Annotated in this window: 24 protein-coding genes; 11 read left to right on the top strand and 13 right to left on the bottom strand. The window is 33.6% G+C overall.

The window, feature by feature from the left end; genetic code table 11:
* Window positions 1-115: 115 nt before the first annotated feature.
* The gene (locus tag ABD940_RS22305) at window positions 116-292 is read right to left on the bottom strand and encodes a histone H1 (RefSeq protein ID WP_055981058.1); all 177 of its coding nucleotides are present in this window, start codon (window positions 290-292) and stop codon (window positions 116-118) included.
* 304 nt (window positions 293-596) lie between these two features.
* Between ABD940_RS22305 and ABD940_RS22300 the strand changes: the two genes are divergently transcribed.
* The gene (locus ABD940_RS22300; protein ID WP_345208685.1) at window positions 597-1001 is read left to right on the top strand and encodes a VOC family protein; all 405 of its coding nucleotides are present in this window, start codon (window positions 597-599) and stop codon (window positions 999-1001) included.
* Window positions 1002-1103: 102 nt separating this feature from the next.
* Here ABD940_RS22300 and ABD940_RS22295 read toward each other — a convergent pair whose 3' ends face one another.
* A complete protein-coding gene (locus tag ABD940_RS22295) occupies window positions 1104-1709 on the bottom strand; it encodes a DNA-3-methyladenine glycosylase (RefSeq protein WP_345208683.1) in 606 nt (201 codons plus the stop codon).
* Between the two features lie 249 nt (window positions 1710-1958).
* Between ABD940_RS22295 and mug the strand changes: the two genes are divergently transcribed.
* Entirely contained in the window at window positions 1959-2462 is a 504-nt protein-coding gene (gene mug / locus ABD940_RS22290) for a G/U mismatch-specific DNA glycosylase (protein WP_345208681.1), read from the top strand.
* A 50-nt stretch (window positions 2463-2512) separates the two neighbouring features.
* Here mug and ABD940_RS22285 read toward each other — a convergent pair whose 3' ends face one another.
* Both ABD940_RS22285 and ABD940_RS22280 read right to left on the bottom strand, forming a co-directional pair.
* Window positions 2513-3007 (bottom strand): hypothetical protein, encoded by a 495-nt coding sequence (locus ABD940_RS22285; RefSeq protein WP_345208679.1) that lies wholly within the window; start codon window positions 3005-3007, stop codon window positions 2513-2515.
* Window positions 3008-3188: 181 nt separating this feature from the next.
* Window positions 3189-4037, bottom strand: a complete 849-nt coding sequence (locus tag ABD940_RS22280) for a helix-turn-helix domain-containing protein (protein WP_345208677.1) — start codon at window positions 4035-4037, stop codon at window positions 3189-3191.
* Window positions 4038-4234: 197 nt separating this feature from the next.
* Between ABD940_RS22280 and ABD940_RS22275 the strand changes: the two genes are divergently transcribed.
* The 4 genes from ABD940_RS22275 (at window position 4235) to ABD940_RS22260 (ending at window position 7307) form a co-directional block, all read left to right on the top strand.
* A complete protein-coding gene (locus tag ABD940_RS22275) occupies window positions 4235-5320 on the top strand; it encodes an NADH:flavin oxidoreductase (RefSeq protein WP_345208675.1) in 1086 nt (361 codons plus the stop codon).
* A gap of 183 nt (window positions 5321-5503) precedes the next feature.
* A complete protein-coding gene (locus ABD940_RS22270) occupies window positions 5504-5869 on the top strand; it encodes a hypothetical protein (protein ID WP_345208673.1) in 366 nt (121 codons plus the stop codon).
* A gap of 77 nt (window positions 5870-5946) precedes the next feature.
* The gene (locus tag ABD940_RS22265; protein WP_345208671.1) at window positions 5947-6834 is read left to right on the top strand and encodes a helix-turn-helix domain-containing protein; all 888 of its coding nucleotides are present in this window, start codon (window positions 5947-5949) and stop codon (window positions 6832-6834) included.
* An 8-nt stretch (window positions 6835-6842) separates the two neighbouring features.
* Window positions 6843-7307, top strand: a complete 465-nt coding sequence (locus ABD940_RS22260; RefSeq protein WP_345208669.1) for a nucleoside deaminase — start codon at window positions 6843-6845, stop codon at window positions 7305-7307.
* Window positions 7308-7311: 4 nt separating this feature from the next.
* Here ABD940_RS22260 and ABD940_RS22255 read toward each other — a convergent pair whose 3' ends face one another.
* The 5 genes from ABD940_RS22255 to ABD940_RS22235 all read right to left on the bottom strand — a co-directional run bounded on the left by ABD940_RS22255 (window position 7312) and on the right by ABD940_RS22235 (window position 14575).
* A complete protein-coding gene (locus ABD940_RS22255) occupies window positions 7312-7941 on the bottom strand; it encodes an NUDIX hydrolase (RefSeq protein WP_345208667.1) in 630 nt (209 codons plus the stop codon).
* 223 nt (window positions 7942-8164) lie between these two features.
* Window positions 8165-9043 (bottom strand): glycerophosphodiester phosphodiesterase family protein, encoded by an 879-nt coding sequence (locus ABD940_RS22250; RefSeq protein WP_345208665.1) that lies wholly within the window; start codon window positions 9041-9043, stop codon window positions 8165-8167.
* Between the two features lie 15 nt (window positions 9044-9058).
* Window positions 9059-10462 carry a RagB/SusD family nutrient uptake outer membrane protein gene (locus tag ABD940_RS22245; protein WP_345208663.1) on the bottom strand — a complete coding sequence of 468 codons (1404 nt, stop codon included), beginning with the start codon at window positions 10460-10462 and terminating at the stop codon, window positions 9059-9061.
* A 4-nt stretch (window positions 10463-10466) separates the two neighbouring features.
* Window positions 10467-13691, bottom strand: coding sequence for a SusC/RagA family TonB-linked outer membrane protein (locus tag ABD940_RS22240; RefSeq protein ID WP_345208660.1), 3225 nt, complete (start codon window positions 13689-13691; stop codon window positions 10467-10469).
* Between the two features lie 71 nt (window positions 13692-13762).
* On the bottom strand, window positions 13763-14575 hold the full coding sequence (locus ABD940_RS22235; protein WP_345208659.1) for a FecR family protein: 813 nt from the start codon (window positions 14573-14575) through the stop codon (window positions 13763-13765).
* A gap of 233 nt (window positions 14576-14808) precedes the next feature.
* Here ABD940_RS22235 and ABD940_RS22230 point away from each other — a divergent pair, with 233 nt between their 5' ends.
* Genes ABD940_RS22230 through ABD940_RS22220 form a run of 3 tightly spaced genes read left to right on the top strand, consistent with a single transcriptional unit; the run spans window position 14809 to window position 16409 of the window.
* Complete coding sequence (locus ABD940_RS22230) at window positions 14809-15129, top strand: nucleotide pyrophosphohydrolase (RefSeq protein ID WP_345208658.1); 321 nt, start codon at window positions 14809-14811, stop codon at window positions 15127-15129.
* Between the two features lie 2 nt (window positions 15130-15131).
* Window positions 15132-15719, top strand: coding sequence for a hypothetical protein (locus ABD940_RS22225; protein ID WP_345208656.1), 588 nt, complete (start codon window positions 15132-15134; stop codon window positions 15717-15719).
* Window positions 15720-16409, top strand: coding sequence for a class I SAM-dependent methyltransferase (locus ABD940_RS22220; RefSeq protein WP_345208654.1), 690 nt, complete (start codon window positions 15720-15722; stop codon window positions 16407-16409).
* A 32-nt stretch (window positions 16410-16441) separates the two neighbouring features.
* On the opposite strand, the gene ABD940_RS22215 is transcribed toward ABD940_RS22220, so the two are convergent.
* The 4 genes from ABD940_RS22215 to ABD940_RS22200 form a co-directional block, all read right to left on the bottom strand.
* Window positions 16442-16936: an RNA polymerase sigma factor gene (locus tag ABD940_RS22215; RefSeq protein ID WP_345208652.1), complete on the bottom strand. Its 495-nt coding sequence runs from the start codon at window positions 16934-16936 to the stop codon at window positions 16442-16444.
* A gap of 206 nt (window positions 16937-17142) precedes the next feature.
* Window positions 17143-18666 (bottom strand): RagB/SusD family nutrient uptake outer membrane protein, encoded by a 1524-nt coding sequence (locus ABD940_RS22210; RefSeq protein ID WP_345208650.1) that lies wholly within the window; start codon window positions 18664-18666, stop codon window positions 17143-17145.
* Between the two features lie 10 nt (window positions 18667-18676).
* Window positions 18677-21586 carry a SusC/RagA family TonB-linked outer membrane protein gene (locus ABD940_RS22205; protein WP_345208648.1) on the bottom strand — a complete coding sequence of 970 codons (2910 nt, stop codon included), beginning with the start codon at window positions 21584-21586 and terminating at the stop codon, window positions 18677-18679.
* A 406-nt stretch (window positions 21587-21992) separates the two neighbouring features.
* Entirely contained in the window at window positions 21993-23012 is a 1020-nt protein-coding gene (locus ABD940_RS22200) for a helix-turn-helix domain-containing protein (protein ID WP_345208646.1), read from the bottom strand.
* Window positions 23013-23364: 352 nt separating this feature from the next.
* On the opposite strand from ABD940_RS22200, the gene ABD940_RS22195 reads away from it, so the two are divergent.
* Together ABD940_RS22195 and ABD940_RS22190 are read left to right on the top strand one after the other, a co-directional pair.
* Window positions 23365-23961: a hypothetical protein gene (locus ABD940_RS22195; RefSeq protein WP_345208644.1), complete on the top strand. Its 597-nt coding sequence runs from the start codon at window positions 23365-23367 to the stop codon at window positions 23959-23961.
* Window positions 23962-23978: 17 nt separating this feature from the next.
* Window positions 23979-25668: DUF8202 domain-containing protein (locus tag ABD940_RS22190; RefSeq protein WP_345208642.1), on the top strand; the 1690-nt coding region annotated here is incomplete at its 3' end.

The raw sequence follows: 25668 nt of genomic DNA, 5'->3' as shown, positions 1-25668 counted from the left end.
ATTCGGTCAGAATTTAAAATAAAAGGAGAAATTGCTTTAAATAAAGAAAAAATTAAAGCTGAATTTTAATTTAATGAAATAAAAAACCGACTTAAAAAGCCGGTTTTGGGAACAACTATTTTTTTGATTCTTCAACAGAAACTTTTCTGAAATCTTTGAACAATTTGCTTAGTTCCAAAGCTGATTTACGAGCTCTAGTCCCAGCTGCTTTGTTTCCTTTTTCTACTTGTTGGTTTGCTTCAGTTGTAAAAGCTTCAAATTCCGCGTTGATTTTTTCAATTAGTTCTTTCATTATTTTTAAAATTTAGGGTGCAAATATAGGTTTTATGGTAATTCCAGCCTAATTGTGGAGAAAAAATTTATGAGAATTAATGAATAATTTATAAAGTTCGTTTGAAAAAATACAAATCATGACAATAAAGAGTCAATTCCGTCCTGATTTAGGGTATAAATGGCTTATTTTATTATGTTAAGCCTTATAAATTTCCGACTAGTGTAATACTTTTATTTAAATAAACATAAAAAGTCAAAACCTACTGACAGACTTTTGTCATCAACTCGGATTATTTTTGCAATATAAATTAAAATTTTAAAAAATGAATTTAGTATCAACACGCATTATTACGGCTAATGTAGAAGGTTTAGTAAAGTTTTATGAAGAAATAACAGAAATCCAGGCAATACAATACACTCCCGATTTCGCTGAATTAAAAACACAAACAGCAACCATTGCCATTGGAAGTACAAATACACTGCAATTTTTCGGGGGCGAAAGTACCGCACAACCTGCTCAAAATCGTAGCGTAATTATAGAATTTTTAGTTGATGATGTAGATAAGGAATTTGACCGTTTGAAAAACTATTTATCATCTTCAGTTGTACAAGAACCAACGACAATGCCTTGGGGAAATAAATCATTACTGTTCCGGGATCCTGATGGTAATTTGGTCAATTTTTTCACACCTTTTACGAAAGAGTCAATAGAAAAATTCACTAAATAGTAGCTATCAAATTTTTATAATATAACGACAAAAACCGTTCTCCACAGCGGTTTTTGTTATTTAAATAATGACGACAACTTTCAGGAATTGAATTTATTATATCTAAAACTTGTTAGGCTTACTTACATATTTGTTTCCTTTCACCAAAAAACGCCACGGCAAAAGTGCATCTTCCTGAGCATAAGCCACTCCTACTCTAGGCACTTCTACAATCTCATCAGCTTTATATCGAATATTGTGATCTTCGATCCATATTTCTTCTCCTGACAAATCTTTTTTGTTGAAATCACCATTAATTCCCAAAGCTTTTGAAACAGAACCCGGTCCCGATGAAATAGCGGCTTTTGTTGCAGGCATATTTCTTCGGAGTTCCATTGTTTCTTTTCCTGACAATGGTTCAATAGCTCTGATTAAAATTCCGTGAGGTTCATTTTCAACAGAAGTTACAATATTGAAAAGATGGTGAATCCCGTAACAAAGGTAGACATAAGAAACTCCTCCGCTGTTGTAAAGAGTTTCTGTTCTGTTTGTTCGCCGACCTCCATAAGCATGGGAAGCTTTGTCCTGAACCCCAAAATACGCCTCCGTTTCTACAATAATTCCAGATGTAATTTCATCATCAATATTCGTGAAAAGAACTTTTCCTAAAAGATCTTTAGCCAAAAATATAACATCCTGATTGAGATAATATGATAATAGAATTTTCAATTTGATTCGTTTTAAATATTACAAATCTACAATTGTGATTTAAATCTGAAAAACATTCTTAATAACGTTTGTAAATTAACATCTATATTTAATAAACTTTTCAATGTAAAAATTGACATACAATACACGTTTTTTGATATTTTATTTTATGATTAATTAATAGAAATTTGCGGTAAAATATATATTAAAAGTAAAATTCAAATAAAGTTAAGAATTGACTTCATTTAATGATCAAATATTATTGTTTTTATGTTAACAGATATTATCAAAGAGGATCTTAGTATTATCTTCTGCGGAATTAATCCCGGTTTAAAATCGGCTTGGAATGGTCATCATTTCTCAGGAAAAAGTAATCGCTTTTGGAAAGTTCTCCATTTGGCAGGTTTTACACCGTATCAAATTGAAGCAATAAATGATACTGACATTTTAAAATTCGGCTACGGACTTACGACCGCAGTTGCAAGACCTACTGTACGAGCGAATGAGCTTACGAAAGAAGAAATTCAACATTCATTCGAAATATTTCAGGAGAAAATGGAACTTTATCATCCCAAATGTATTGCCTTTTTAGGAAAGCCGGCTTATGCTGTATTCTCAGGAAAAAAACAGATAACGTGGGGAAAACAAGCGGAGAAAATTCAAAATTCTACCGTTTGGGTATTGCCCAATCCAAGTGGATTGAATCGGGGATTTAGTATTGAAGATCTTACAATCCATTATTCAGAATTATATAAAAGCGGAATCATTTTGTAGTTGATTCCGCTTTCTTTATTAAAATACAAATCTTCAAAATTTCTATATTTTTAAAATTCCACCGATTTATTAATTTTCTTTTGTTTTATAAACTGATAAACGGAACCCGCAACAAAGAGTATAAAAAGAGCCAAAAGTGTTTTTCCGATTATAGGATCTGCGATGCCCGTTGCCAAAGGATGCCCGATTGGAACACGGGTAAAAGTTTCATTTACCGTAGGTACAAGTGATAAAAAGAAACTGAATGACAGGAAAAAATTTTCAAAAAAACGAGCTCTATTGCTCTCTTTTTTTCTTGAATATAAAAAATAAGCGCCAACAACAAGAAGAAAAATAAAAATGGCAAACACATGTCCCGGATTGAAGCCTCCGTGTTTTGATAAGCCTAAAGCAGTAAGAGAAGTTACTATTGTACCATAAAAATATATTTTCCCTGATAATGTTCCTAAATTTATTTTACCGTATTTTATAAATGCAGCCAACGCTGCTATAATTGCACCAACACCAATAATTGTGTGAAAAATTCCTAAACCTGATAAACCCATTTTGATAATATTTTAAATTTAATAATCATTTATTTCGTCTCAAACCGACTATGCAAATTTCCAAAAGAAGAAATAGAATGATTTTATCAAAAGGTTCAATTTTATGGCAATTTGGTTCAAAAAAATCTTTTCATATGAACCATAAATAGATCCTGCTTAAAGAAGGAAAATTATGAACTCGTTACTTTTTATTATTAAGTCTATAATTCGTTGGTGAAGTATGGTATTTATTGGTGAAGCTTTTGGTGAAATTAGCTAAATCGTTAAATCCACAATCAAATGCAATCTCGGTAATTCGTTCATCAGAAACCAAAAGGAGTTCTGCCGCTTTTTCAAGTTTTTTATTTTTGATGTAATTTGCTGGTGTATCATTGTACAGCTTTGCAAATTCACGTTTAAATGACGAAAGACTCAAATTACTCTGTGAAGCCAGTTCTTCGGTCGTAATCGATGAAAATAAATGGGCTTCAATTATTTGTTTAAAAGTATAAGCAGCCGGAGAAAAAAGTTGTGACAATATAAGCTGTATCGATTCTGAATTATGAGTCTGGGAAAGTAAAAGAATAATTTCCTTTAATTTTAAGATCAAAATATCTTCATTTACTAAAGACGGATTTTTAAAATAAAACAACAACCCTTCAATATATTTTTCGATTAAAAAATCATTATTAATAATTTCACTTGATTTGTTTGAAATGATATTTTTAGGCGATTGTAACAACACAGGAAGTTCTCTGTCATAAATTTTCTTTAATATATCCGGATAGAATGTGACAATCACGATTTCACAATTTTTCGGAGCCGAATTATGTATTTGATTTCCCGAATGAATACAATTGAGAAACAACGAATAATTGGTCGGAATGTTTATTTCTTTTTCCATGCCTTGATATTGAAAATCACCTTCAAAAACATATAAAAAACAAGCCTGTTCAGTAACAGGAAAATCAAATTTAAATGGTGATTTTAATACAATTTTCTGTATCAACGTTTTACCAAATAAGTCGTATTTTTTATAATCGTTGATCATATTTTATTTCAGATTACTTTTATTTTGACACCCAAAGATAAAACGTACTGGCTTGTAAATATTATTTTTTTTATTTAAATGATCTTTTATTTCAAAAAACATCCATCATAACATGAGAATCATCCATTTTTAGCGATTAGCTAAAACACCAACTTTGCAACAGATAAAATTGATACATAAAACCAAAAATTATAAAAATGTCTGTTTCTGATTTATTTAAACCTCTTACATTCCTTCACGGTTCGCCGATGAGAAACCGTTTTATGATGGCACCGTTAACAAGTCAGCAAAGTGATTTTGATGGTACTGCTTCCAAATATGACCAATTCTGGATGGAACAATTGGCACAAGGTGGTTACGGATTGATTCAAACAAGTGCTTCAACAGTAGAAGCCGGAGCGATTGCATTTGAGCGACAATTGGGAATCCACAGTGATAAACATTTACCAGGATTGACTCAAATGGCAACAGCAATTCGTGATGGAGGTACGTTATCCGCAGTACAATTACATCACGCCGGACATCGAGCTGTTCCATCATTAGGAGGAATTCCTGCTCCTGCATCCAGCAAAACTCTAAAAAATATTAAAGCAATCTCTACCGAAGAAGTAGAAAGAATCCGGGATAGTTTTATTGAAGCTGCAAAAAGAGCGCAATTGGCGGGTTTTGATGGAGTTTCTGTCCACGGTGCTTTTGGCTGGATTTTGTCTGAATTTCTTTCACCAAATTTAAATGACAGGACAGATAAATATGGAGGAAGTGTAGAAAAAAGAGCCCGTTTTACAATTGAAGTGATTGAAGGAATTCGGAAAGCTTGTGGAAATGATTTTCAGATTGGGTGGCGTTTGTCTATTGAGCGGTATGGACTTCGTTTGGAAGAGTTACGTGAAATCATTGCTGAAATTTTTGATAAACAATTGATTGATTATCTGGATTTGGCACTTTGGGATTCGGCGCAGCTTGTGCGTGAAGGAAGTTTTCAGGGGAAAACGATGTTGAGTGTTTTTGCCGAACTTCCCCGAAAAGATGTTCGTCTTGGTGCTGCTGGAAAAATAATGAGTGCACAACGTGCAGGAGAATTATTAGATGAAGGTTGTGATTTTGTTCTGATTGCAAGAGCAGGAATTCTTAAACGGGATTTTCCGCTTCAGGTAAAAGCTAATCCTTTGTATGATAGTCCGCAATTGCCTGTAACGGCTGATTTTCTTCGTGAAGGCGGACTGAGTGAGCGTTTTATCGAAACAATGAGAGGTTGGCAGACTTTTGTAAAACCGGGTTCATAAAGAATTTGAATTTTCTTTTTAATGATTAAATTAAAGCGAATTTTTTAATAAGAGTTCGCTTTTTCTATTGGGATATGGCTCATCAAAACCGACTAAAAAAAACTCCATTACAAAGTGAAAATCATCCATTCTTTGGCGGGCTTTATTCCCACATCTTTGCAGTGTAAATTAAATTTTTATACAATGAAAAAAACAGCAATTATTATTCTTTCTGATCCAAAATCTGGTTCGGAAGAAGCTTTGGGAAGAGTTTTTAACGCTTTGGCTTCGGCTTATGAGTTCAAGCACGCAAGTGAAGATGTGAAAATTATTTTTCAGGGAACAGGAATCAGATGGCCGGAACAATTGGAAAAAGAAGACCATCCTGTTCACGGGCTTTATAATGAGGTGAAGGATTATGTTCACGGCCTTTCGAAAGGTTGTGTGGCGGTATTCGGGACTGAAGTTTCCGGGTATGAATTATTGAACGAAAATGAGGTTCCGGGAACGCCTGGCTTGCCGAGTTTCCTCAATTTGAGAAATGAAGGTTACGATATTTTGATTTTCTAATCTTATTTTTGAAACTGCCTTTTGAAATTTTCGGAGGGCAGTTTTGGTTTAAAAATAATAATTAAATTGCAGGTACAATGTTATCACAATCTGTCTATACGCTCGTGAATGAGCAAAACGGGAATCTGGCTTTCAAGCTTTTTGAGTTTGATAACAACAGCTATTTTGACCATATTCAGAGGAATAATTATTTCACATTAATCCTCATTACATCGGGAGAAGGTGTTGCGACGGTTGACCTTTGCGATTATTCTTTCCAAGAAAATACGTTGTTTGCATTTTATCCTTATCAGCCTTTTATGTTGCAGTCTGCGAAACCGATCATGGGAATTTCGATACAGTTTCATCACGATTTCTTCTGTATTTACAGGCATCATAAGGAAATTGCAGCGAATGGAATTTTGTTCAATAATGTCTATCAGCAACCATTCATTGATTTAAATGAATTCAGTAAAAGTTCGATTTTGAATTTGATTAACGGAATTGCCAATGAACTTAAAAACGATGCTTTCAGAAAGGATGAGGTTTTAATTTCTTATTTAAAAATTTTGTTGGTTACTGCGACTAGAATTAAACTGGAACAACAAACCATTCAAAATTCTGAAACGGTCAATATAAAGCAACAATTTGTCATTCAGAATCTGAAAAATGCGATTGAGGATAATTTCCGAACCAAACATTCTGCGAGTGATTATGCGGATTTATTGAATCAGACTCCTGCCTCGCTCGCCAGAATTACTAAGAATCATTTTAATAAAACGCTTTCTGATTTGATTACGGAACGAATCATTATTGAAGCCAAAAGAGAACTGTATCTTACCGACAAAACGATTAAAGAAATTGCCTACGAATTGGGTTATGAAGATGAATATTATTTCAGCAGACTTTTTAAAAATAAAACGGATATTTCTCCTCAGATTTACAGGAATACCATCGGTTTCAATAGAGGTGCAGAATCTAATTAAAAATAAACATGGACAATTACAGTCAATATATGCTTGAATGCATCGAACTTGCAAAACAGGCATTGGAAAAAGGAAATCCGCCAGTTGGCTCTATTCTGGTTTTTGAGGATAAAATTATCGGCAGAGGAGTCGAATCCGGAAAATCCAGTGGAGATATTACACAGCACGCAGAAATTTTGGTAGTAAAAGATGCGTTAGCAAATGGCTATCGAGATGTTTTGGAAAAATCTGTAATGTTTTCCACGCACGAACCTTGTATTATGTGTTCGTATCTTATCAGACATCATAAAATTGCAAAATTGGTTTTTGGAGTTTCAGTTCCTTTTGTTGGCGGACAATCTTCTGAGTTTAAAATCCTTGAGACAGAAACCGTTCCCAAATGGGGAAATAAACCTGAAATTGAATCCGGAATTTTACAACATGAATGTGAGATTTTGAATGAGCAATTTGCAGAATATCTTTCGAAGCAATAACTCCTTAATATTTTAAAATCGCTAATAGTTCAGTAATGATTTTAGCAGTAGCACCCCAAACTTGGTGATCATTAACTTCATAATAAGGTGTTGTTACCAAATCTCCGGGAATACTGATTTCACTGCAACCGATAATATTTGGGCCTGAAAAATAGTCTAGTTTTAATTCAAAAATCTGTTGAACTTCACGAAAATCCGGTTTAAAATTCGGGCGATACGGAAAAAATCCAACCACTGGTAAAACATTGAAATCACTTGGACCGATAAAAATCTCCGTTAATGTTCCCAAAATTTTAACCTCATCAGGATTTATTCCGATTTCTTCATACGCTTCCCGAAGCGCGGTTTGAATAAGGCTTTCATCTGTTTTTTCAAATCTCCCTCCCGGAAAACCAACTTCGCCTGAATGAAAACCTTCATAGGAATTTCTTAAGATCAGAGGAAAATAAATATCATTATTAATTGGATATAAAATTACCAATACTGCGCTTTTCCTTGTTTTGCCTGTCGGATTTAATGTCAGATATTTTGCAGAAAAGGCTTCCATCACTTGGTGCGCTTTTTCTCCTGGAAGTTCTTTTTTGAGATTTTCCTTCAGGTTTTCAATTAACGAAGAAAAGTTTTGCTGTTTCATAATTGCTGTTTTAATGGATTAAAAAGTTGAAATTTTTCTCTGGTAAAATCGTTGGGTTTTCTTTAATGTTTAACTGGAATTGAGATTGTTCATCCCGTTATTATTTTGCCTAAATGAAATATTTTCAAACATTAAATTTGCCAGAATATATAATCATAAAGAATGGATAAATTTGATATTATCATGGATAAAAAAAGACTGCCATTTTGGACAGTCTCAAATATTAATAGTAAAGTTTTTTATTCTTCAAATAATTAATCAGCTCTTTCGGTCGATCGGTCTGAATGATGTTTACTCCTTTATTGATATACCAATCGTATACATTAGGATTTTCTAAAACCAGATCATCATTATTTCCTGCATTGTGATGCGGCCAAAGAGAATTTACCCAAATCTTCATTTTTTTATCGCGAATTTCCTTAAAGTTGATCAAATCTTTTTCTGTACTTCCGATGGTAAATTCAAAACCGTAGATTTTATAGTTTTTAATGTATTCTGAGATCTTTTTCAGATCTTCATCATTACCTAATTTAATGATCGGCATATAATGAATCTCATTTTTTATATCACCGTATTTTTGGTTAAATTCAGTGTAAGATTCATGCCCTTTAAACAAAATCTGATCGAGCATATTTCGTTTTTTCACCAAAGGATATACTTGTTTGATGTAATCAAAACCTTTATCCAGATTCAAAAGAATTTTACCTTCTGAGACGTCTAAAATTTCCTGTAATGTAGGAACTTGCATTTGAGTTTCAACTCCCAAACCGTCTCGTAAATGAAGCTTTTTTATCTCTGCTAATGTAAAATCCGATGGTTTTCCTTTTCCCGTTGTCGTTCTGTCGATCGTATTGTCATGCATAAGGATCAAAACACTGTCTTTGGTCATGGCAAGATCTATTTCTGCCATATCAATTCCCTTTTCAATGGCTTTTTTTACTGCCCATACAGAGTTTTCCGGAGCCTCTCTCCAATCACCACGATGAGCAACTACCATTACTTTATTATCCGGAAAATCAGAAAGTGAAATTTTCTTTTGTTGCGCGACAAAAAGAGAAGAAAAAATAAGAAGAAATAGTTGTAATAATTTATTGTTTAGCATAATTTAAAATTTTAATTAATATCCTGGATTTTGTTTGATTGCCGGATCTGTATTGATCTGCCCTTGTGGAACCGGCATAAGAAGGTTATGCGTTTTGATCTGTGCCGTGCTGTATCCCGCATTATTGTTGAAATAATTGGTCATCACCGAAATAGCCTTTCCGGTTCTTAAAAGATCAAACCATCGATGACCTTCTCCTACGAATTCCAATCTTCTTTCACGGTCAATTTCATCAAGCAAAAGCTCTTTTGTCGAAAGATTTACAGTTGAAATTCCGGCTCTGGTTTTAATTTTATTTAAATATAGATTTGCGTTGGCAATATCATTCTGCTCAGCAAAACATTCTGCTTTCATCAGAAAAACGTCTGCCAATCTAAGGACGACAAAATTGCTTCCTCCATCTGCAATTGTATTCGAGGTTTTTACTAATTTTTTACTGAAAGGAATTCCGTTTGAGGTAAGTCCGATATATGCAGAACGTCTTGTATCTCCGGCTGAATAAAGATTATAGACCTCTTTGGTTGGAAGATTGTGACCTTTCGCCCCTGAAACAGATCCTGAAGGACTGAACATCTGAAATGCCGTGCTTCCTTCTGAATTTCCATTCAACCCTGAAGCAAACTGCACATCAAAAATAATTTCGGCATTATTTTCATTCGTAACATCAAAAATTTTATTGACATCGGTCAAAAGCTGATAACCTAAAGATTCAATCTGATTTAAATATATTAATGATTCAGCAAATTTTTTCTGTGTTAAAAGCACTTTACCCAAAATTCCCAACGCTGCACCTTTTGTCACTCTTCCCTTTTGCGTGGTAGTCGTCGGTAAAAGATCAATAGCATTTTTCAAATCGGTTTCTATTGCGGAATATACATCTGCAACAGGAATTCTTGGCTGACCGAAATAATCATTGACATTGGTAGTTTCTTTTAAAACCAACGGAACATCACCAAAAATTCTCACCAAATTAAAATACATCAATGCTCTTAGAAATTTCATTTCTCCGATTCTTGTATTTTTCAATGCATCAGTCATATCCGGAATTTTTCCAATCCTTGTTAAAATAATATTTGCCTGTTGAATCCCTATATAATTATCTTTCCAGGCACTTGCAATAAGACTGTTATTTGGCTGAATCGTGAAAAAATCCAGTTCACCGTACGTAAAAGCATCATTCGCAGGTACCTCATCATAAGTATTATCTGATGGTAGTTCTCCCAAAGCCGGCATTGCCAATTGATACTGCCCTGTATACTGAAGAGCTCCATAAACAGAAACGATACCTTGCTCGATTTCAGAAGAATTAGTATAAAACTGTGATGAAACCTTCTGTGCTTCAGGATTTACATCTAAAAGATCAGACGAACACGAACATATGATCGAAAGACTGAATATTGTAATGAATATTTTTTTCATGATTTTAAAATTTAAGGTTAAAGCCCATAGAATAAATTTTAGCTACCGGATAATAAGCCTGATCAAAACCTTGTGTAAGAACATTGTCTGAAGTAGCGTCGATATTCATTCCCTTATATTTTGAAAGAGTGAACAGATTGTTTCCTACAAGATAAACCTGTGCGTTTTCTATCCCGATATTTTCAAGCATTGATTTAGGTAAATTAAAAGCCAGACGAAGGGATCTCAATCTTACATAATCTGCATTTTTAAAGTACAAATTAGACGTTCTTGCCTCTTTTCTGTTGTTGGAAAAATTCATATTCGGCATTCCGAAAAATCCGTTGGGATTGGAGACTGCATTATAGCGATTATCAAAATAGTATTGCGAAGCCATCCCGAAACCTTCGCCAGATTCTAAAGTGGTTACTGCATCGGCATTGTAGATCTTTTTGCCAATTTCGCTGTATAAAGAAAAGCTTAATTCAAAAAGTCCGTATCTGAAATTATTATTAAAACCGAGAATATATTTTGGTACTCCACTTCCGAAACTTCTTTTATCGTTTACATCAATTTTTCCGTCACCATTGAGGTCTTCCATGATATAATCTCCGACCATTGTTCCGGTAATATGGGGTGAATTGTTGATCTCTTGCTGAGTTTTATAGATTCCAACAATATTGTAGCCATACATTTCGCCAATCGAACCGCCTACTTTCGTTACAGAAAAATTATTTTCTCCTGTAATAATCTGATTTTGCCCGTTTGCCAAAGCCAAAACTTCATTTTTATTAGTTGAAAAATTAAAGTTTCCCGAATAAGTAAAATCTTTAGCAATAGTAAAAGTCTTTGAAGTGATCTGCAATTCAAAACCTGAGTTCTTGATCTTACCAATATTCTGAAGCGACGTACTGAAGCCCGATTGTTGTGGAACCGGGACATCAAGCAATAAACCATCTCTATTAAGAATATAATAATCTGCAGAAATATTCAGGGCATTTTTAAATAAAGAAAAATCAATCCCGAAATTGTTTGATCTCGATTTTTCCCAGGAAATATTCGGGTTGGGAGCTGTTGCTGTTGTGTAACCCGGTGCTAAAGTTCCTCCAAAATTATAATTATCCGGATTCATCAGCGAAAGTGCCCCAAAATTAGGAATCTGATTGTTTCCGTTGCTTCCTAAGCTATATCTTAGTTTCAAATCTGTCACGATCTCATTTTCAGGAAAGAAATTCTCGTTACTAATCGTCCAACCTGCAGAAAATGCGTAGAAATCTCCCCATTTAGAATTTTTTCCAAAACGTGAAGAACCATCCCTACGATAAGAAGCCATTACATTATATTTATTATCAAATGTGTAATTGACTCTTGTAAAATAAGACAGCAATCGCCATTTGTACTGTGTTAATGTATTTTTAAATGAAGTTCCGCCTGCAATATTTCGGATGCTGTTGTCGGGAAATGCCGTAGCTTCAGTTAAAAGCTGCGTATTATCTTCCTGTTGAAAAGATTGTCCTCCAATGGCATCAATTCTATGAGAACCCCATTTTCTATCATAAGAAAGTAAGTTTTCAATTAAATAATTTTTGCGGATATATTCTGTTCTGTTGGCAAAGGTTACGTCCGGAGCTGCAGCTCTGTAAGCTCCCACTGTAGAAGGATCGAAGAAATTGTATTCATAATTTGTATAGTCTCCTCCTACCGATAATCTGTATTTTAAACCTTTTAATAATTCAAGTTCAGTAAAAATATTTCCGAATGTTTTAAATAAAGTATATTTTCTGTTTGTCATTTCCTGAACGGCAACAGGATTTTCTACCAAAGCTCCGTCCGTTGCGGTATTTCCTAAGATTTGCTGAGAGATTGCCAAGCTTCCATCGTCATTATAGGCTTTAAAGAAAGGATACATTGCCGTCGCCATCTGCAAAGGATTGTAGCTTCTGGAATTATCTGCAGCATTGATTGTTCCCGTTGCGTAAGAAGGCGTCATTGTTACTCCAAGTTTCCATTTATCCGTGAGATCTGTGGAAAGATTTACACTTGTAGAAAATTTTTCATAATCTGTTCCTATCACCAAACCTTTTTGGTTAAAATAACTCGTTGTAAAAGCATATCTGCTTTTGTCACTTCCTCCTGCAATATTTAAAGAAGTTTGACTGATCGGCGCAGGTCTCATCACCGTATTCAGCCAGTCTGTGTCGGTCAGACCCGGTTGTTTTGCCAAATATGGAGCTAAATAATCAGGAATTAATTCTCTTAAAGACGCCCCTTTGCTTATTCTTGTGGCATTATCATCAAAAATACTTCTGTTGCTGCCTTTAGAAAGATAATTGTTGTCTCTCGCTTCTTTCAGAAAAGTAGCCATATCGTAAGCATTAACCAGCTTTACATTATCACTTCTCATCTGCATTCCGTAATAGGAATCGAAAGAAACGTTCATTCTGCCTTTTTTCCCTTGTTTTGTTTCGATGATGATCACTCCATTTGCTCCTCTGGAACCGTAAATTGCTGCAGAAGCCGCATCCTTCAGAATATCGATTTTTGCAATTGAATTAGGATCGATTGCATTTAGATTAGAACCTTCGGTTAAAGGAAGTCCGTCTACAACAATCAAAGGATTGGAGCCTGCCGTTAAAGTACCGATACCTCTTACTCTGATGGATGGTGAACCTCCCGGATTTGCATTAGCCTGAGTAATCTGAACTCCGGTTGCTTTTCCTGCAATAATATCTCCAAAGTTGCTGGAAGCAACACCCTTCATCTGTTTCTCGTCAATGGAAGAAATAGAACCCGAATTATTTTTCTTACTCTGTTTTCCATATCCCACCAAAACTACCTCATCGATGTTTTTTTCTCTCGATCTTAGAGTATCTTTTGTCTGATTTAAATACTCTGCAGACTGAATCGCATTAGTTCTCTGAATCTTAGCAATTGCTTTCGGATTTAGACGGACAGTTACAGTTTTTTCATCTACATTAAAATCCAGACCTACATTTTTTCTCAGATAATCCAGAGATGCCGATAATGATTGATAGTTGATCTGAGATTCATCAACCTGAACATCTTTAAGGTCTGAAACAGAATAAAAAAAATTTACTCCATGTGCTTTTGAAAGTTTTTCAAAGATTTTAATTAATGGTGTTTTCCGCTGATTGACGGACTGTTGAAAACATTTGTTAGCCTCTGCGAAGGAAAACTGTGACGCGCACAAAAGACCCAACAACATCATGCTAATTGTTGTTTTTTTCATAGCTTTGCTGAAATTAGTTGTTATTTGACTGATTTATATTCAATGCATCGGTAACCCCAATTACTGGTGCATTATTTTTCTAAAATGATATGATTTTCTGAATCTTTTCTTGTATTAAGATTAAATGGAAATCCTATTGTTTTAAGCACTTTATCCAGATCTCCTGTAATGTCTCCATCTATAATATTATCTTTATAATTCCGCGGATATAGTATAGAAATATTATACGTTTTCTCTAATTTTGAAATTGCCTGATCGAATTTCATTTCATTAAAATCAAATGTTCTTACAACATCCTGATCGTAGAAGTGCTTTTCGGCTCCGTTTTTGTCGGCGATCCAGGTTTCTTTAGGCAAAAGGAATGTTGTGCGACCTTTAAAATCAATTTTCACTTTTCCTTCCTTCAGATATACTTTTTTATCTTCGGATCTCTGATCTAGTAAGAATTTTGTTCCTAGAACTTTTACTTTAAATCCGTTGGCATCAATAATAAATGGTAAAGCTTTGTTTTTTGCAACACTGAAAAATGCCTTTCCCTTAAAAGAAACATTTCTGGTCTCCTTTCCGAAAGTTTCCGAAAGTCTCAATTCACTTTCAGGTTCCAATGTAATTGTACTTCCGTCTGATAGTGTAAATTCTTTTTGAATCTTGTCTGTTCTAAAAACCATTTGCCGATCGTCTAAAGATTTCGTATCATTTTCAGTGAAAAACAAAGTAATCACAGTGAACAAAGGGAAAAGAACAGCTGCAACCCAAAGAAAACGTTTTGTCGTATTTCTTGATCTGATTTTATTTTCAAGCCCGTTCCAGATTCGCTGATCTGCCGAACCCTTCATTTTCCGGTTTTCATCTTTGACTGATTTCCATTGATTTTCGAAATCCATATTATATTTTTTGATCTTTATTAGAGAATACGCAGAAAGTGTAAAATTGTCAACCTATATTTTTTTGATTTAATGATTTGTTCATATTGAGTGATATTGAGTGATATTGAGTTAAAATTAAAAAAAAACAATAAAAGACAATTTCATAAAGAATCAAAATAGACTTAACAAAATATATTCTATATTAATGTAATTCGTAAATTTGATATTCAATATAATTTAGTCTAACAAGTATGAAAGAGATAATTCAACAAATTCTAAAGTTTAGAGATGATAGAAATTGGAAGCAATTTCATACTGATATGAATCTTCTAATTGGTTTAAACATCGAAGTTGGAGAACTTCAAGAGCACTTTTTGTGGAATAATGATTTTAATAAAGATAAAAAAGGAGTAAAAAATGAAATAGCTGATATTTTTATTTTTCTAATATATTTATGTGATAAATATGATATAGATTTAGAAGAAGCTGTTATAAATAAATTAAAAATTCACTCTCAGCACTATCCTGTTGAAGAATACAAAAATAAAAGTATAAAATACAACCAAAAATAACGATGAAAAAAACTCTTATTATCCTAGCAAATATTTCGACACTTATTGGAATATTCGGATTTATAATTCCATTTTTAAAAATAGAAGATTTACATTTTACATTACTCCAAAAAGTGTTTTTAGGGATAATTATTATTGTTTGTATAAGTTATATTATTTATGAATTATGTAGCTCACCAAAAAAATATAAAAACGAAGACGAGATTAACAAATATATGAGAGATTGGGTAAAAAAAACTGGTCGCACGGTTATCTTTACAAGAGATATGAGTTGGGCTAATAATCAACAAATCCAAAACGACTTGATAAATAAAGCTAGATCTAACGACTTAATAATTTGCTTACCAAAAATAACATCCTTTACACAGAGATTAAAAAACGAAGGCGCTGAAATCTATACTTACGATACACTTAATTTCACTCCAAAGTCGAGATTTACTTTTATTAATTATGGATCTAATAGTTCAAAAGTCGCCATTGGAAGAAAAGATGATAAGCATAATCATATAATAACAGAATATACAACTAAAGATACTATTGAGTATTTTTTAGCAGAAGACCTAGTTAATATTATAAAAAATTTACCCTAAATGAATATTGAAGATGAATGGAATAAAATAGCTGAAAAAAGATTGCTTGATAGGCTTAATGGTAATGATACAAGCTATAATAATGTGCTACTCCCAGTTATTTGTAATAATATTTACAAATATAAAGAACAGACAAAAACTATTTTAGACTTTGGTTGCGGTACAGGTGAATTGACTTATGAAATTTCCAAGATTGGTATAAATACTATTGGTTTAGACATCAGTAAGAACTCAATATGTCTTGCAAAAAAATATTTTATAAATGATAATTTGCATTTTACTGACAAATCTATTTTCGAATTTAATATAAATACAATAGATTTAATAGTCGCAAATATGTCTTTAATGGATACTGAATTCGTATATGAAAATTTCTCTACTCTTTACAATAAGCTGGAAGTGGGAGGAATAATTCTTATAACCATAACTCATCCTGCGTTTTGGCCAATATATTGGAATTATTGCAATGACAATTTTGACTATTTAAAAGAACAGAAGATCACTAAAACTTATAAAACTAGTAATACTACATTTGATGGATTCGAAACCTCTCATTATCACCGTCCTATTAGTTATTATCTAAAATTATTTTCAAATTTTAATTTGAAAATAATTGAAACTTTAGAATTAAGAAATCCGAATGATACTACATGGTATCCAAGATTTTTATATTTTGAATTAAAAAAATAAATATTAAATAGATTTATTGGCAATAAACTTCTTTAAATAAAAAAATTCAAATTCGTTCTCAGAAACTTTAAAACCTTGTTCACATGTTTTTCAACGGCTGTTTTAGAAATATCATTTTCCTGAGCAATGGTAAAAAGACTGAGATTCTGGATTTTATTTTTGATGAAAAATTCGCGGCTTCTTTCGGGAACCTGTTCTAAAAGGTTTTCGATTTTTTTTAATTGATCTTCCTGCTGTATTTTATTTTCAATATCGTTGTTTTCTTCAGCATTTACTTCGTTAGAATTTTCCAGAGGAACGAAGATCATTTTTCTTTTTCGATAGAAGTTGGAAATTTCCTGCTTGGCAGATTTAAATATCAAAGCTTCGATTTCTGAAGATGAATTGGCTTTTGATAAATATTTCCAGACATGCATAAAAATATCCTGGACAATTTCTTCAATATCTTCTTCATCCGAAAGATATCTGCTGACAAAAAAATAAACCCTGTGTTTATACTCGGAATATACTTTTTTAAAATGATCCATTAATATTAAGCCTTTTTATGAGTTTGATGCTCAATCGCACAAAATTATTCAAAAGCTATGGTAATCATATTAATTGTACATTAAGTTTAATTTAACGATAATCAGTTATCATTTTAATTCCTTAAGTCATTAACTATAAATAAAAATGCCAAACGACTTTTCATCATTTGACATTTTATAATGTTTATATTTTGATAACTTTTAACTTAAGGATTCTGTTCATATCCCGCTACCTGAATCTGTGGTAAAGGAATTTGGTATAAATAATCGTTTGTAGTAATGGTGAAATTATAGTTAAGATCCGCTGCAGCCTGATTAATTACGCTTACCGCTGTATTCCAACGCACCAAATCGTGCCAGTAAACGCCTTCTCCTGCGAATTCCACTCTTCTTTCTTTACGAAGCGCTGTTGTAAAATCAGTGCTTGAAATAGAAGTAGAAAGCGGAGTAAGTCCTGCTCTTTGGCGAATTCTATTCACAAAAGGAACGGCTGCACTTGTATTTCCCTGATTATTTAAAACTTCGGCATACATTAACAGTACATCCTCATATCGTATGATCGGAAAGTTAATCGGCCAGTCATAACGGTTGGTCAAAGTTACATTAGCTTCCCGGAATTTAATAAAATAATTAGCAAAATCCGGTTGTCCGTTTTGGGCGATAAATTGAGTTTTAATTGTTAAATTTTTTCTCAAATCTCCTGTTTCATATGCATTAATCAAAGATTGAGAGACTCCCAATTCACTTGAACTATACAAACTTCCCTGTGCATTATACAAAGGATCGGCTACTCCGAAAGTCGGAGAAACATAACTTGGCAAATAAGAACCTTGTGATACTCCTCCACTGATGTGCTGAATTTCAAAGATATGGTACTTGTTGTCATTGGCGCTTTTAAACAAATCTGCATAATTGGCTGCAAATGTAACATACTGTCCTTCAACCTGAATCACCGCAAACAAATGATCTTTTGCTTTTTGTAAATAAGATGCATTATTAAGAGGATATCCATTTCCAGTAAGATAAATTCTTCCTAATAAAGCGTGCGCTGCAGATTTTGTTACCCTTCCTTTATTTTTTGCGTCATAAGAATTTTTTAAGCCATCAATTGATGCTTCAATCTCTGAAGTGATAAAATTATAAAGGGTCGGTAAATCCGTTCTTCCTATAGAAGCTGCTTCTTCGGGACTTACTGGATGATCTACCAAAGGAACTTTCCCAAAATTCCGCATCAATTCGAAATAAGCGTATGCTCTTAAAAATTTGGTTTCAGAACGGTATTGTTCTCTTGTTGCAGGATCAGCAAAAGGGACATCATCGATTCTTGCCAAAATATTATTCGCATAAGAGATCAATTGATAAGCATCTTCCCAAAGTATTTCCATTTCTTCGGTTGAAGAGGTATCCTGAAAACGATTGATCGCGTAATAATCTCTGTTCCCGTTTTGCGAAATCGCATTAAAGTTATTGGAACGAACTTCTGATGCCAATAAATAAAAATTAACATCAAAACCTCCTCTTGACGACGAATTCACCATTGCAGAATAAACACCCGACAATGCCTGCTGAATTTGAAGCTCTGTCTTGTAAAAAGAAGTTTGTGTGATATTGTTTTCGGGTTCCAGCATCAGATCTTTTTCACAGCCTGTCATTACGGATAATAATGCGCCCAAGATTAACGTTTTTCCGAAGGTTTTAATATTTTTATTATAATTTATTTTTGTTTTCATTTTCAAAATTTTAGAAATTAAAGTTTAAGCCCATCATATATACTTTTGCATTGGGATATGCTCCGTAATCCGTCCCGTCAGACTGTACAGATTCCGGGTTGTAGCCACCGTAATAGTGATCTTTTCTCCAAACATTTTCTAAACTCACGTAAAGTCTCAAACTAGAAATTTTTAATTTACTTGAGAGTTCCTGAGGAAATGTATATCCTAACGTTACATTTTTCAACTGAATATAAGTGGCATCATACAGCCATCTTGTATCTAACAAACTTCCAGTTGTTCCATCTAATCTCGGAGTTTTCCCATCTCCCGGATCTTCATCAGAACGCCAGCGATTCGCCCAGTTTCCCATTACATTTGTTGTTGTTCCCATTCCTGTGCGATCGATTGCACGACCTAACAAAGCATAACTGTAACCTCCTTTCTGTCCTTGAAAGAATATCGAAAGATCGAAATTTTTATACGTAAATGTGTTTGTGAACCCCCAATAATAATCAGGAGTTGGTCCTCCTATGATATGACGGTCATTATCGTCAATTTTACCATCTCCGTTTACATCTTTGTATTTTACGTCTCCGGCGATTGCGCCTGTTGTTTTGGCTACACTTGCATTATTAATATCTGCTGTGGAAAGAACTCCTATTGCTTCGTAAAGATAAAATGCATTCAGTTCCTGACCGACCTGTATGATATTTGTACTATTGCTGAAACCTGTATAAATAGGTGCATTATCCGCTCCAAGCTTCAATACTTTATTATTATTAAAAGCGATATTCGCAGAAGTATTCCATTTGAATTCTCCGACTAAGTTTTTGGTGCTTAAATCTAATTCTAATCCTTTATTCTGAATAGCGCCCACATTACCCCATAGCGTTGTATACCCCGTAATAGCAGGAATCGGTCGCTCCAGAAGAAGATCTTTAGTTTTTTTGATATAATAATCTGCCGTGAAATCAATCCTGTTGAATAAGCCTAATTCAAGACCAAAATCAGATGACTGCGTTTTTTCCCATGTTAGCCTACGATTCTCGATTGTAGTTGGAATTAACCCATTTGATAAAGTTCCACCAAACGAATAATTTCCTCCCCCCAACAATCCGAATGCTCTATAATCACCAATGGAATTATTCCCATTTTCTCCCCAACTGTATCTTAATTTCAAGTTGCTTAGCCATTTTGCATTTTTAAGGAAATCTTCCTTATCGACTTTCCAACCAGCTCCAAATGCAGCAAATGTTCCATAAAGATTATCCCATCCGAATCTGGAAGAACCGTCTCTACGAATACTCGCCAACAACATATATTTCTTTTTATAATCATAATTTACACGACCAAAAATAGAAGTCAGCATCCATTCTGAAGCTGTATATTCTGAATTTAATACAGAAGCAGATTGTGTAAAGTTGAAGGTCTGCAAATCATCATTTGGAAAACCTTTGTTTCTATTATATTGGGTTGTTGTTCTGTAATTTTCTGCGCTGTAACCTGCAATAGCTGTGATCGTGTGATCTCCAAGAGTCTTTTTATAATTTAATAAACCTTCTCCCAAATATCTGTTATAATTTACTGATTTTCGGCTTCCGATACTTACCTGTCCCGGAATATTGGTGATTAAGTCAAATGTCGGTGTGTAACCAGTATTAGTATTAAAATTATTCGTAGCTCCTCCTGAAATTTTGAAATTTAAATCCGGCAAAATATCGTAAGAAACATATAAGCTGGTTAATAATCGGAATTCATTAGTATTATTAGTCGTATTTTCCATCAATCCGATTGGGCTTTGTGTAGAACCTGCCCATCTGTATCGCATATTTTTCCAGAAATTAGTGTAAAGACCTGCTCCAACTTCCGCTACAGGAACCATCGAAAGCATTTTATGAGCTAAATTATCCTTTCCGTCAACCGTTGCTCCATAACTTTGGGAATAACTTGGTCGAAACGAGATCCCTGCTTTCCATTTATCTGAAATGTTAAGATCAACAACTGCACTTAAATTAAACCTTCTGAATCCCGTATTAATTGCCAAACCTTCCTGATCAAAATACGCTCCCGAAAGTAAGTATTTCACATTTTTATTTCCTCCCCTCGCGGACAACTGGTAACTTTGAATAGCTGCCGGACGATAAAATTCATCCTGCCAATCGATATTTGCTACCTGATTTGTTCCCCATCTCGGGTCGATCATGTAAGTGATATTCGCTAAGTTATAATCTGTGGTATTTGCCAAACCAAAATAGTTAGCTCTTACGGCGTAACTGTCCGATGCAGAATTTCCAGGAGCCAAAGCAACCCATTTTTTATTGATGGCTTCAGTAGCATAGTCGATCCACTCTGCGCTGCTCATGATGTCGAGCTTTTTTTCAATAGTCTGAATTCCATAATATTGAGAAAAACTGAATGAAGGTTTTCCTGATGCTCCTTTTTTAGTGGTTACGATAACAATCCCGTTAGAACCTCTTGATCCATACATCGCTGTAGATGCTGCATCTTTTAAAACTTCAATCGATTGAATGTCGTCCGATGAAACATTCGCCAGATCATCAACTACCATTCCATCCACCACGTAAAGCGGAGAATTACTTGCCGATATGGAAGCCGTACCACGCACTCGTATTTCTAAAGGTTCTCCTGGTTTTCCTGTTGTGGAACGTGTTTTAACTCCGGCAATCTGTCCCGTTAAAGCCTGATCCGCTCTTGCAATAGGACGGTTTTTAAAACTTTCCGCACTTACTCTGCCAACAGAGCCAGTAACTTCTCCTTTTTTTTGCGTGCCATAAGCAATAATAACGACCTCTTCAATATCTTTGGTTTTATTTGATTTTGTACTATCCTTCGCTGTACCAATGGTTTGCTTTTCCTGAGCGAAGATAAAACCTGTGGTACTTAGTAAAATACCTAGAGTTACTATAGACTTCTTCATTCTATGATTCGTGATTATTAATTAGTTAAAATTTATTTGTATCCTTAATGAATTCAAAAACGTAAGAAAAACTTAATCTAAAACAGACATGATATTTCTCATATTTTTTATAAAAGTATACATATAGAAAAGTTCAGCTATCCTGCAGTTACCTGCTATTATTCTCATTTAAGAGAAATAATAATTAATAATCAGTTTTTTATATATTATTGTAATTACAGCCTTATCAACATAATTATTAGTAATTACATTTTAAATAAAATTTGAAAAGCATTTGTAAATCAGGCGATTTATTTTCCGTTTGTATGAATTAATACAATTGAGAAAAGTGCAGAACAAAAATAGTGTTCCAGCAATAACTAGGTTTTGATATTTTTTAGAAAAACCAATGAAAATTTGAGAAAACTTAGCTTATATTTTTTTGTAAATTATAAATATATTCTGTCGGAGTTATTCCTTCTACTTGTTTAAATACCCTATTAAAAGTTGATTGGCTAATAAAACCGGAAGATGTATAAATGTACATAAGAGTGACTTTGCTAAGGTCGTTCTCGTTAATTAATTTCTTAACATATTGGATTCTACAAAAATTGATATAATGACAAAAACTAGAATATCCACACAATTTAATGGCTTTTGTAATGTATAAATTATTAATTTTTATCATATGAGATAAATGCGAAATGGTAAAATCTGCATCCTTAAAACAAAGTTGTTCCTCAACTACGTTTTTCACGTTCCGAAAAATTTCAATGTATTTATCAATATCTTTATCACAAGCAGGAACATTATCTTTTGGAGCTTCTGTATTATAATTTTTGTTATCCTGCATTGTAAAATCAACAACATCAGAATTTTTATATTCCTCAAATTCTATTATAATTTTTGCTGATTTTATTTTATCGTTATAATATAAAAGCAGCATAACAATTATAATATTTGCACTTCCTACCAATGCATCTGAAATATCCGGTTTATTAAAACTTAAAGGTGTATGAATTGTTAAAATTTCATTCAGAAAAGTCACAAAACCTACCATTAACAGAATATATGCTGTATATATATAAATATATTTCTTTTCTAGAAACACATATGCACCAATAGGAATCGGTAATACCCACAATGCCATTCCGTCGGAATATTTCCAAAAATAAAGCATTATAAAAGCATCAAAAAGCGGATCCAAGATCAAGTAGAGATGGACTACTAATTTGATGTTGTATGTTTTTCTTACAAGAAGAAACGTATAGAGTAATAAAATTAAATAAATAAACGTAGCCAACGCAAAGTTCCTATTATCTAATATGAAATAAGCGATAATTGAATATATACATAAAACAATGCATAATACATATACAATTAAAGCGATGCATTGTCTTTTTAAGTCATCTTCGGTATTGCTGGATATACTATTTTGTAAAAACATATAAATATAAAGTTTAACTATACTAATTAATTTAAATACAATAGCTTAAATACTTAAGTCAAATTAGAAAAATGATTGATGCTTATAAATTATGGTTTCTTTAAATGGTTATCTTTGTACATAAATATACTACGAAATATTTTTACGATAATCAATATCGTAATTGAAATTTTCAATTAAAAACCATTACACATCACGTATTTCATTATGATATGAATATTATAAAACCAATATTTATATCATAATAACATTTTTCGCGATTAAATCAGGAAACCTTATTCCCTCATTATAAATCATAGTCAAGACTTGGTAAAACAATGATCTTGTCTTTAGGATGACAAAAACACTCATCATGAAGCTCTACAAACAACAGCAACAGCCCTTTTCCCCTCTATATAAGATGGCTTTATTGCTGTTGTTTTTATTTTCGGTGGTTTTGGTGAATGCTCAGTCTTTCTATTATGTTAAAGACACTAAAATTACAATTGATGAAAGCACAATATTCTATGTTGCAGACTCAGGACAGGTGAATCAAGCAAGGTTGAGGGATTTTGAGGGTCAGAATTTAACAAAAAATCAGCCTTTAAATAAAACTGGGCAGCTTGCGGTTAATAATAAACACAGTAAACTTAAAAAAAGTAAAAATCAACAAATATCCAAATCTTCAAAAAAAAGAACTGAAAAGATCCAAAGATCAGAATCAATTGAAAACATAAAATCTTTTCCCAGCGACTTCTTTTCATCTTATCAAAAAGGAATAGCAATTTCGGCAACAGCTTCCAACATTGAGTACAATTCGAAATTTTTAATTGAAAATACAACACTAAAATCGTTACAGGGATATTCATCAGACACTAACAGTGAAACAATCAATAATCGTTTCCTTTTTCTGAATGACTATCATTTGTGTCAATACATGACCCGTCCTCCACCTTTAGAACTTTATTAATAAAGAAACTTATTCTAATGTTTAAAATTTTAAAGAAAATTAAGGTGAAAAAAATCAATAATTTAATAGGCATATTCTTAATGCTGAATATGCTTATGCTTACAAAAGCTCAAGATCCCGGTGGAATTACCGCCCAACTTTGGTATAAAGCAGATGCCGGTATTACACAATCTGCAGGAACTGTTACCCAATGGAACAACAGTGCTTCAGCTTCATACAATCTTGTACAGCAAGGCGGAACTACTTCTGTACCGGCTTATAATACAAGCCAGATTAATTTTAATCCGTCAATAAGATTTGATGGTACAAATGACCGCTTGTACTCACCCACCGTACCACAGACCGTAACAACTACTGCTGCAGCTCCTTTTCAAACATCACAATATGTTGTTTACAGAAAATTAGGAACGGCTATCAACCCGCTTTACAGCCATTCTGATGGAGTTGGAGGAACCTGGAATGTAGGTGGAAATTCGAATGGTTCAATGCTTATAACGAATAGAAGCATCAATACAACTGCTCCAGTCGCAAACGAAATTCGTTTACAATCTATGAATGGAGACTCAAATTCGGCAACGACTTATCTTAACGGAACTTCAATGTCTTCTACATTTACAGGATTCACTGCTTCTATTGGAACTCAAAATTTTTGGGTAGGAGCACAGGGAACTACTGGATTTTCAAATACTGATATTGCTGAAATCGTTATTTATAATACCACACAGTCAGCAGGTCGTCCACAGATAGAAAGCTATCTTGCTCTGAAGTATGGAATTACGAAATCCGGTAATTATATTGCCTCTAATGGAACTACAAATTATTGGAACGCTACAACAAATACAGGTTACAACAGTAACATAACTGGTATTGCCCGTGATAATAATTCAGCATTGTATCAAAAACAATCGATGAGCATTAACCCGGGACAGCAGATTTTGATTGGTCTTACCGGAATGGCAAACACGAATGTTGCTAATACCGGAACTTTGGCGGATCAGCAGTTTCTTGTTGTAGGAGATAATGGATTGGCAAAAATACCTTCTACTTCAATTAGTGGCATTCCTGGAGTTAATTATCGTTTTGCTTCTGTATGGAAAGTACAGAATACCAATACCGTAGGAACAGTCCGTGTAATGTGGATTCAAGGTTTAAGTAATCTTAAACTTGTACAAAATTCATCAGACCCAACCTTTACTACAGGGAATGTGGTAACGGATATGTCAGCAAATACACAGACTATTAATGGCGTTATTTATAATTATGCTGATGTTACTTTGACAGACGGACAATACTTTACTTTGGCGGCTTTTGTACAGGCTCCGGGTGGAGTAGTTACTAATTTACAGGTTTGGAATAAAGCCGATTTCGGAACAAATACAACAGCAGAAGGTGGTACAGTTAATTCTTGGAATAATTTTGCTGCCGCAGGCGGACAGCTTCAGGCATTATCAGGATTTTCTCTACACACAGCTAATCCTACTTATATGAATCAAAGTTCAAACTTCAACCCAGCGGTACGAATGATTCAGGGCGCAGGATTAGGAATGCTCAATGCATTTTCCACCAATGCAACAACATCTGGAACAGGAGGAACATTCTACAATGTTTCCAAAGCAGGAGCAGGAACTTCTCCCACTTTGGCATATAACGTACAGATGAACGTGAGTGCAGCAACATTAAGCGCAGCTGGTTCAAGTACAGGAGAAA

This window comes from Chryseobacterium ginsengisoli (assembly GCF_039542325.1).
GTDB classification, from domain to species: Bacteria; Bacteroidota; Bacteroidia; order Flavobacteriales; family Weeksellaceae; genus Chryseobacterium; species Chryseobacterium ginsengisoli.
The sequence above is the reverse complement of the archived record's forward strand: the minus strand, read 5'-3'. Positions and strand labels throughout refer to the sequence as shown.

Bases quoted from the DNA above. Each gene is read 5' to 3' on its own strand.
- mug (WP_345208681.1), top strand. From the start codon at position 1,959: ATGTTAACAGATATTATCAAAGAGGATCTTAGTATTATCTTCTGCGGA.
- ABD940_RS22305 (WP_055981058.1), bottom strand. From the start codon at position 292: ATGAAAGAACTAATTGAAAAAATCAACGCGGAATTTGAAGCTTTTACA.
- ABD940_RS22230 (WP_345208658.1), top strand. From the start codon at position 14,809: ATGAAAGAGATAATTCAACAAATTCTAAAGTTTAGAGATGATAGAAAT.
- ABD940_RS22235 (WP_345208659.1), bottom strand. From the start codon at position 14,575: ATGGATTTCGAAAATCAATGGAAATCAGTCAAAGATGAAAACCGGAAA.
- ABD940_RS22240 (WP_345208660.1), bottom strand. From the start codon at position 13,691: ATGAAAAAAACAACAATTAGCATGATGTTGTTGGGTCTTTTGTGCGCG.
- ABD940_RS22195 (WP_345208644.1), top strand. From the start codon at position 23,365: ATGAAGCTCTACAAACAACAGCAACAGCCCTTTTCCCCTCTATATAAG.
- ABD940_RS22200 (WP_345208646.1), bottom strand. From the start codon at position 23,012: ATGTTTTTACAAAATAGTATATCCAGCAATACCGAAGATGACTTAAAA.
- ABD940_RS22255 (WP_345208667.1), bottom strand. From the start codon at position 7,941: ATGAAACAGCAAAACTTTTCTTCGTTAATTGAAAACCTGAAGGAAAAT.
- ABD940_RS22210 (WP_345208650.1), bottom strand. From the start codon at position 18,666: ATGAAAACAAAAATAAATTATAATAAAAATATTAAAACCTTCGGAAAA.
- ABD940_RS22265 (WP_345208671.1), top strand. From the start codon at position 5,947: ATGTTATCACAATCTGTCTATACGCTCGTGAATGAGCAAAACGGGAAT.
- ABD940_RS22280 (WP_345208677.1), bottom strand. From the start codon at position 4,037: ATGATCAACGATTATAAAAAATACGACTTATTTGGTAAAACGTTGATA.
- ABD940_RS22215 (WP_345208652.1), bottom strand. From the start codon at position 16,936: ATGGATCATTTTAAAAAAGTATATTCCGAGTATAAACACAGGGTTTAT.
- ABD940_RS22220 (WP_345208654.1), top strand. From the start codon at position 15,720: ATGAATATTGAAGATGAATGGAATAAAATAGCTGAAAAAAGATTGCTT.
- ABD940_RS22250 (WP_345208665.1), bottom strand. From the start codon at position 9,043: ATGCTAAACAATAAATTATTACAACTATTTCTTCTTATTTTTTCTTCT.
- ABD940_RS22285 (WP_345208679.1), bottom strand. From the start codon at position 3,007: ATGGGTTTATCAGGTTTAGGAATTTTTCACACAATTATTGGTGTTGGT.
- ABD940_RS22225 (WP_345208656.1), top strand. From the start codon at position 15,132: ATGAAAAAAACTCTTATTATCCTAGCAAATATTTCGACACTTATTGGA.
- ABD940_RS22205 (WP_345208648.1), bottom strand. From the start codon at position 21,586: ATGAAGAAGTCTATAGTAACTCTAGGTATTTTACTAAGTACCACAGGT.
- ABD940_RS22245 (WP_345208663.1), bottom strand. From the start codon at position 10,462: ATGAAAAAAATATTCATTACAATATTCAGTCTTTCGATCATATGTTCG.
- ABD940_RS22260 (WP_345208669.1), top strand. From the start codon at position 6,843: ATGGACAATTACAGTCAATATATGCTTGAATGCATCGAACTTGCAAAA.
- ABD940_RS22300 (WP_345208685.1), top strand. From the start codon at position 597: ATGAATTTAGTATCAACACGCATTATTACGGCTAATGTAGAAGGTTTA.
- ABD940_RS22275 (WP_345208675.1), top strand. From the start codon at position 4,235: ATGTCTGTTTCTGATTTATTTAAACCTCTTACATTCCTTCACGGTTCG.
- ABD940_RS22270 (WP_345208673.1), top strand. From the start codon at position 5,504: ATGAAAAAAACAGCAATTATTATTCTTTCTGATCCAAAATCTGGTTCG.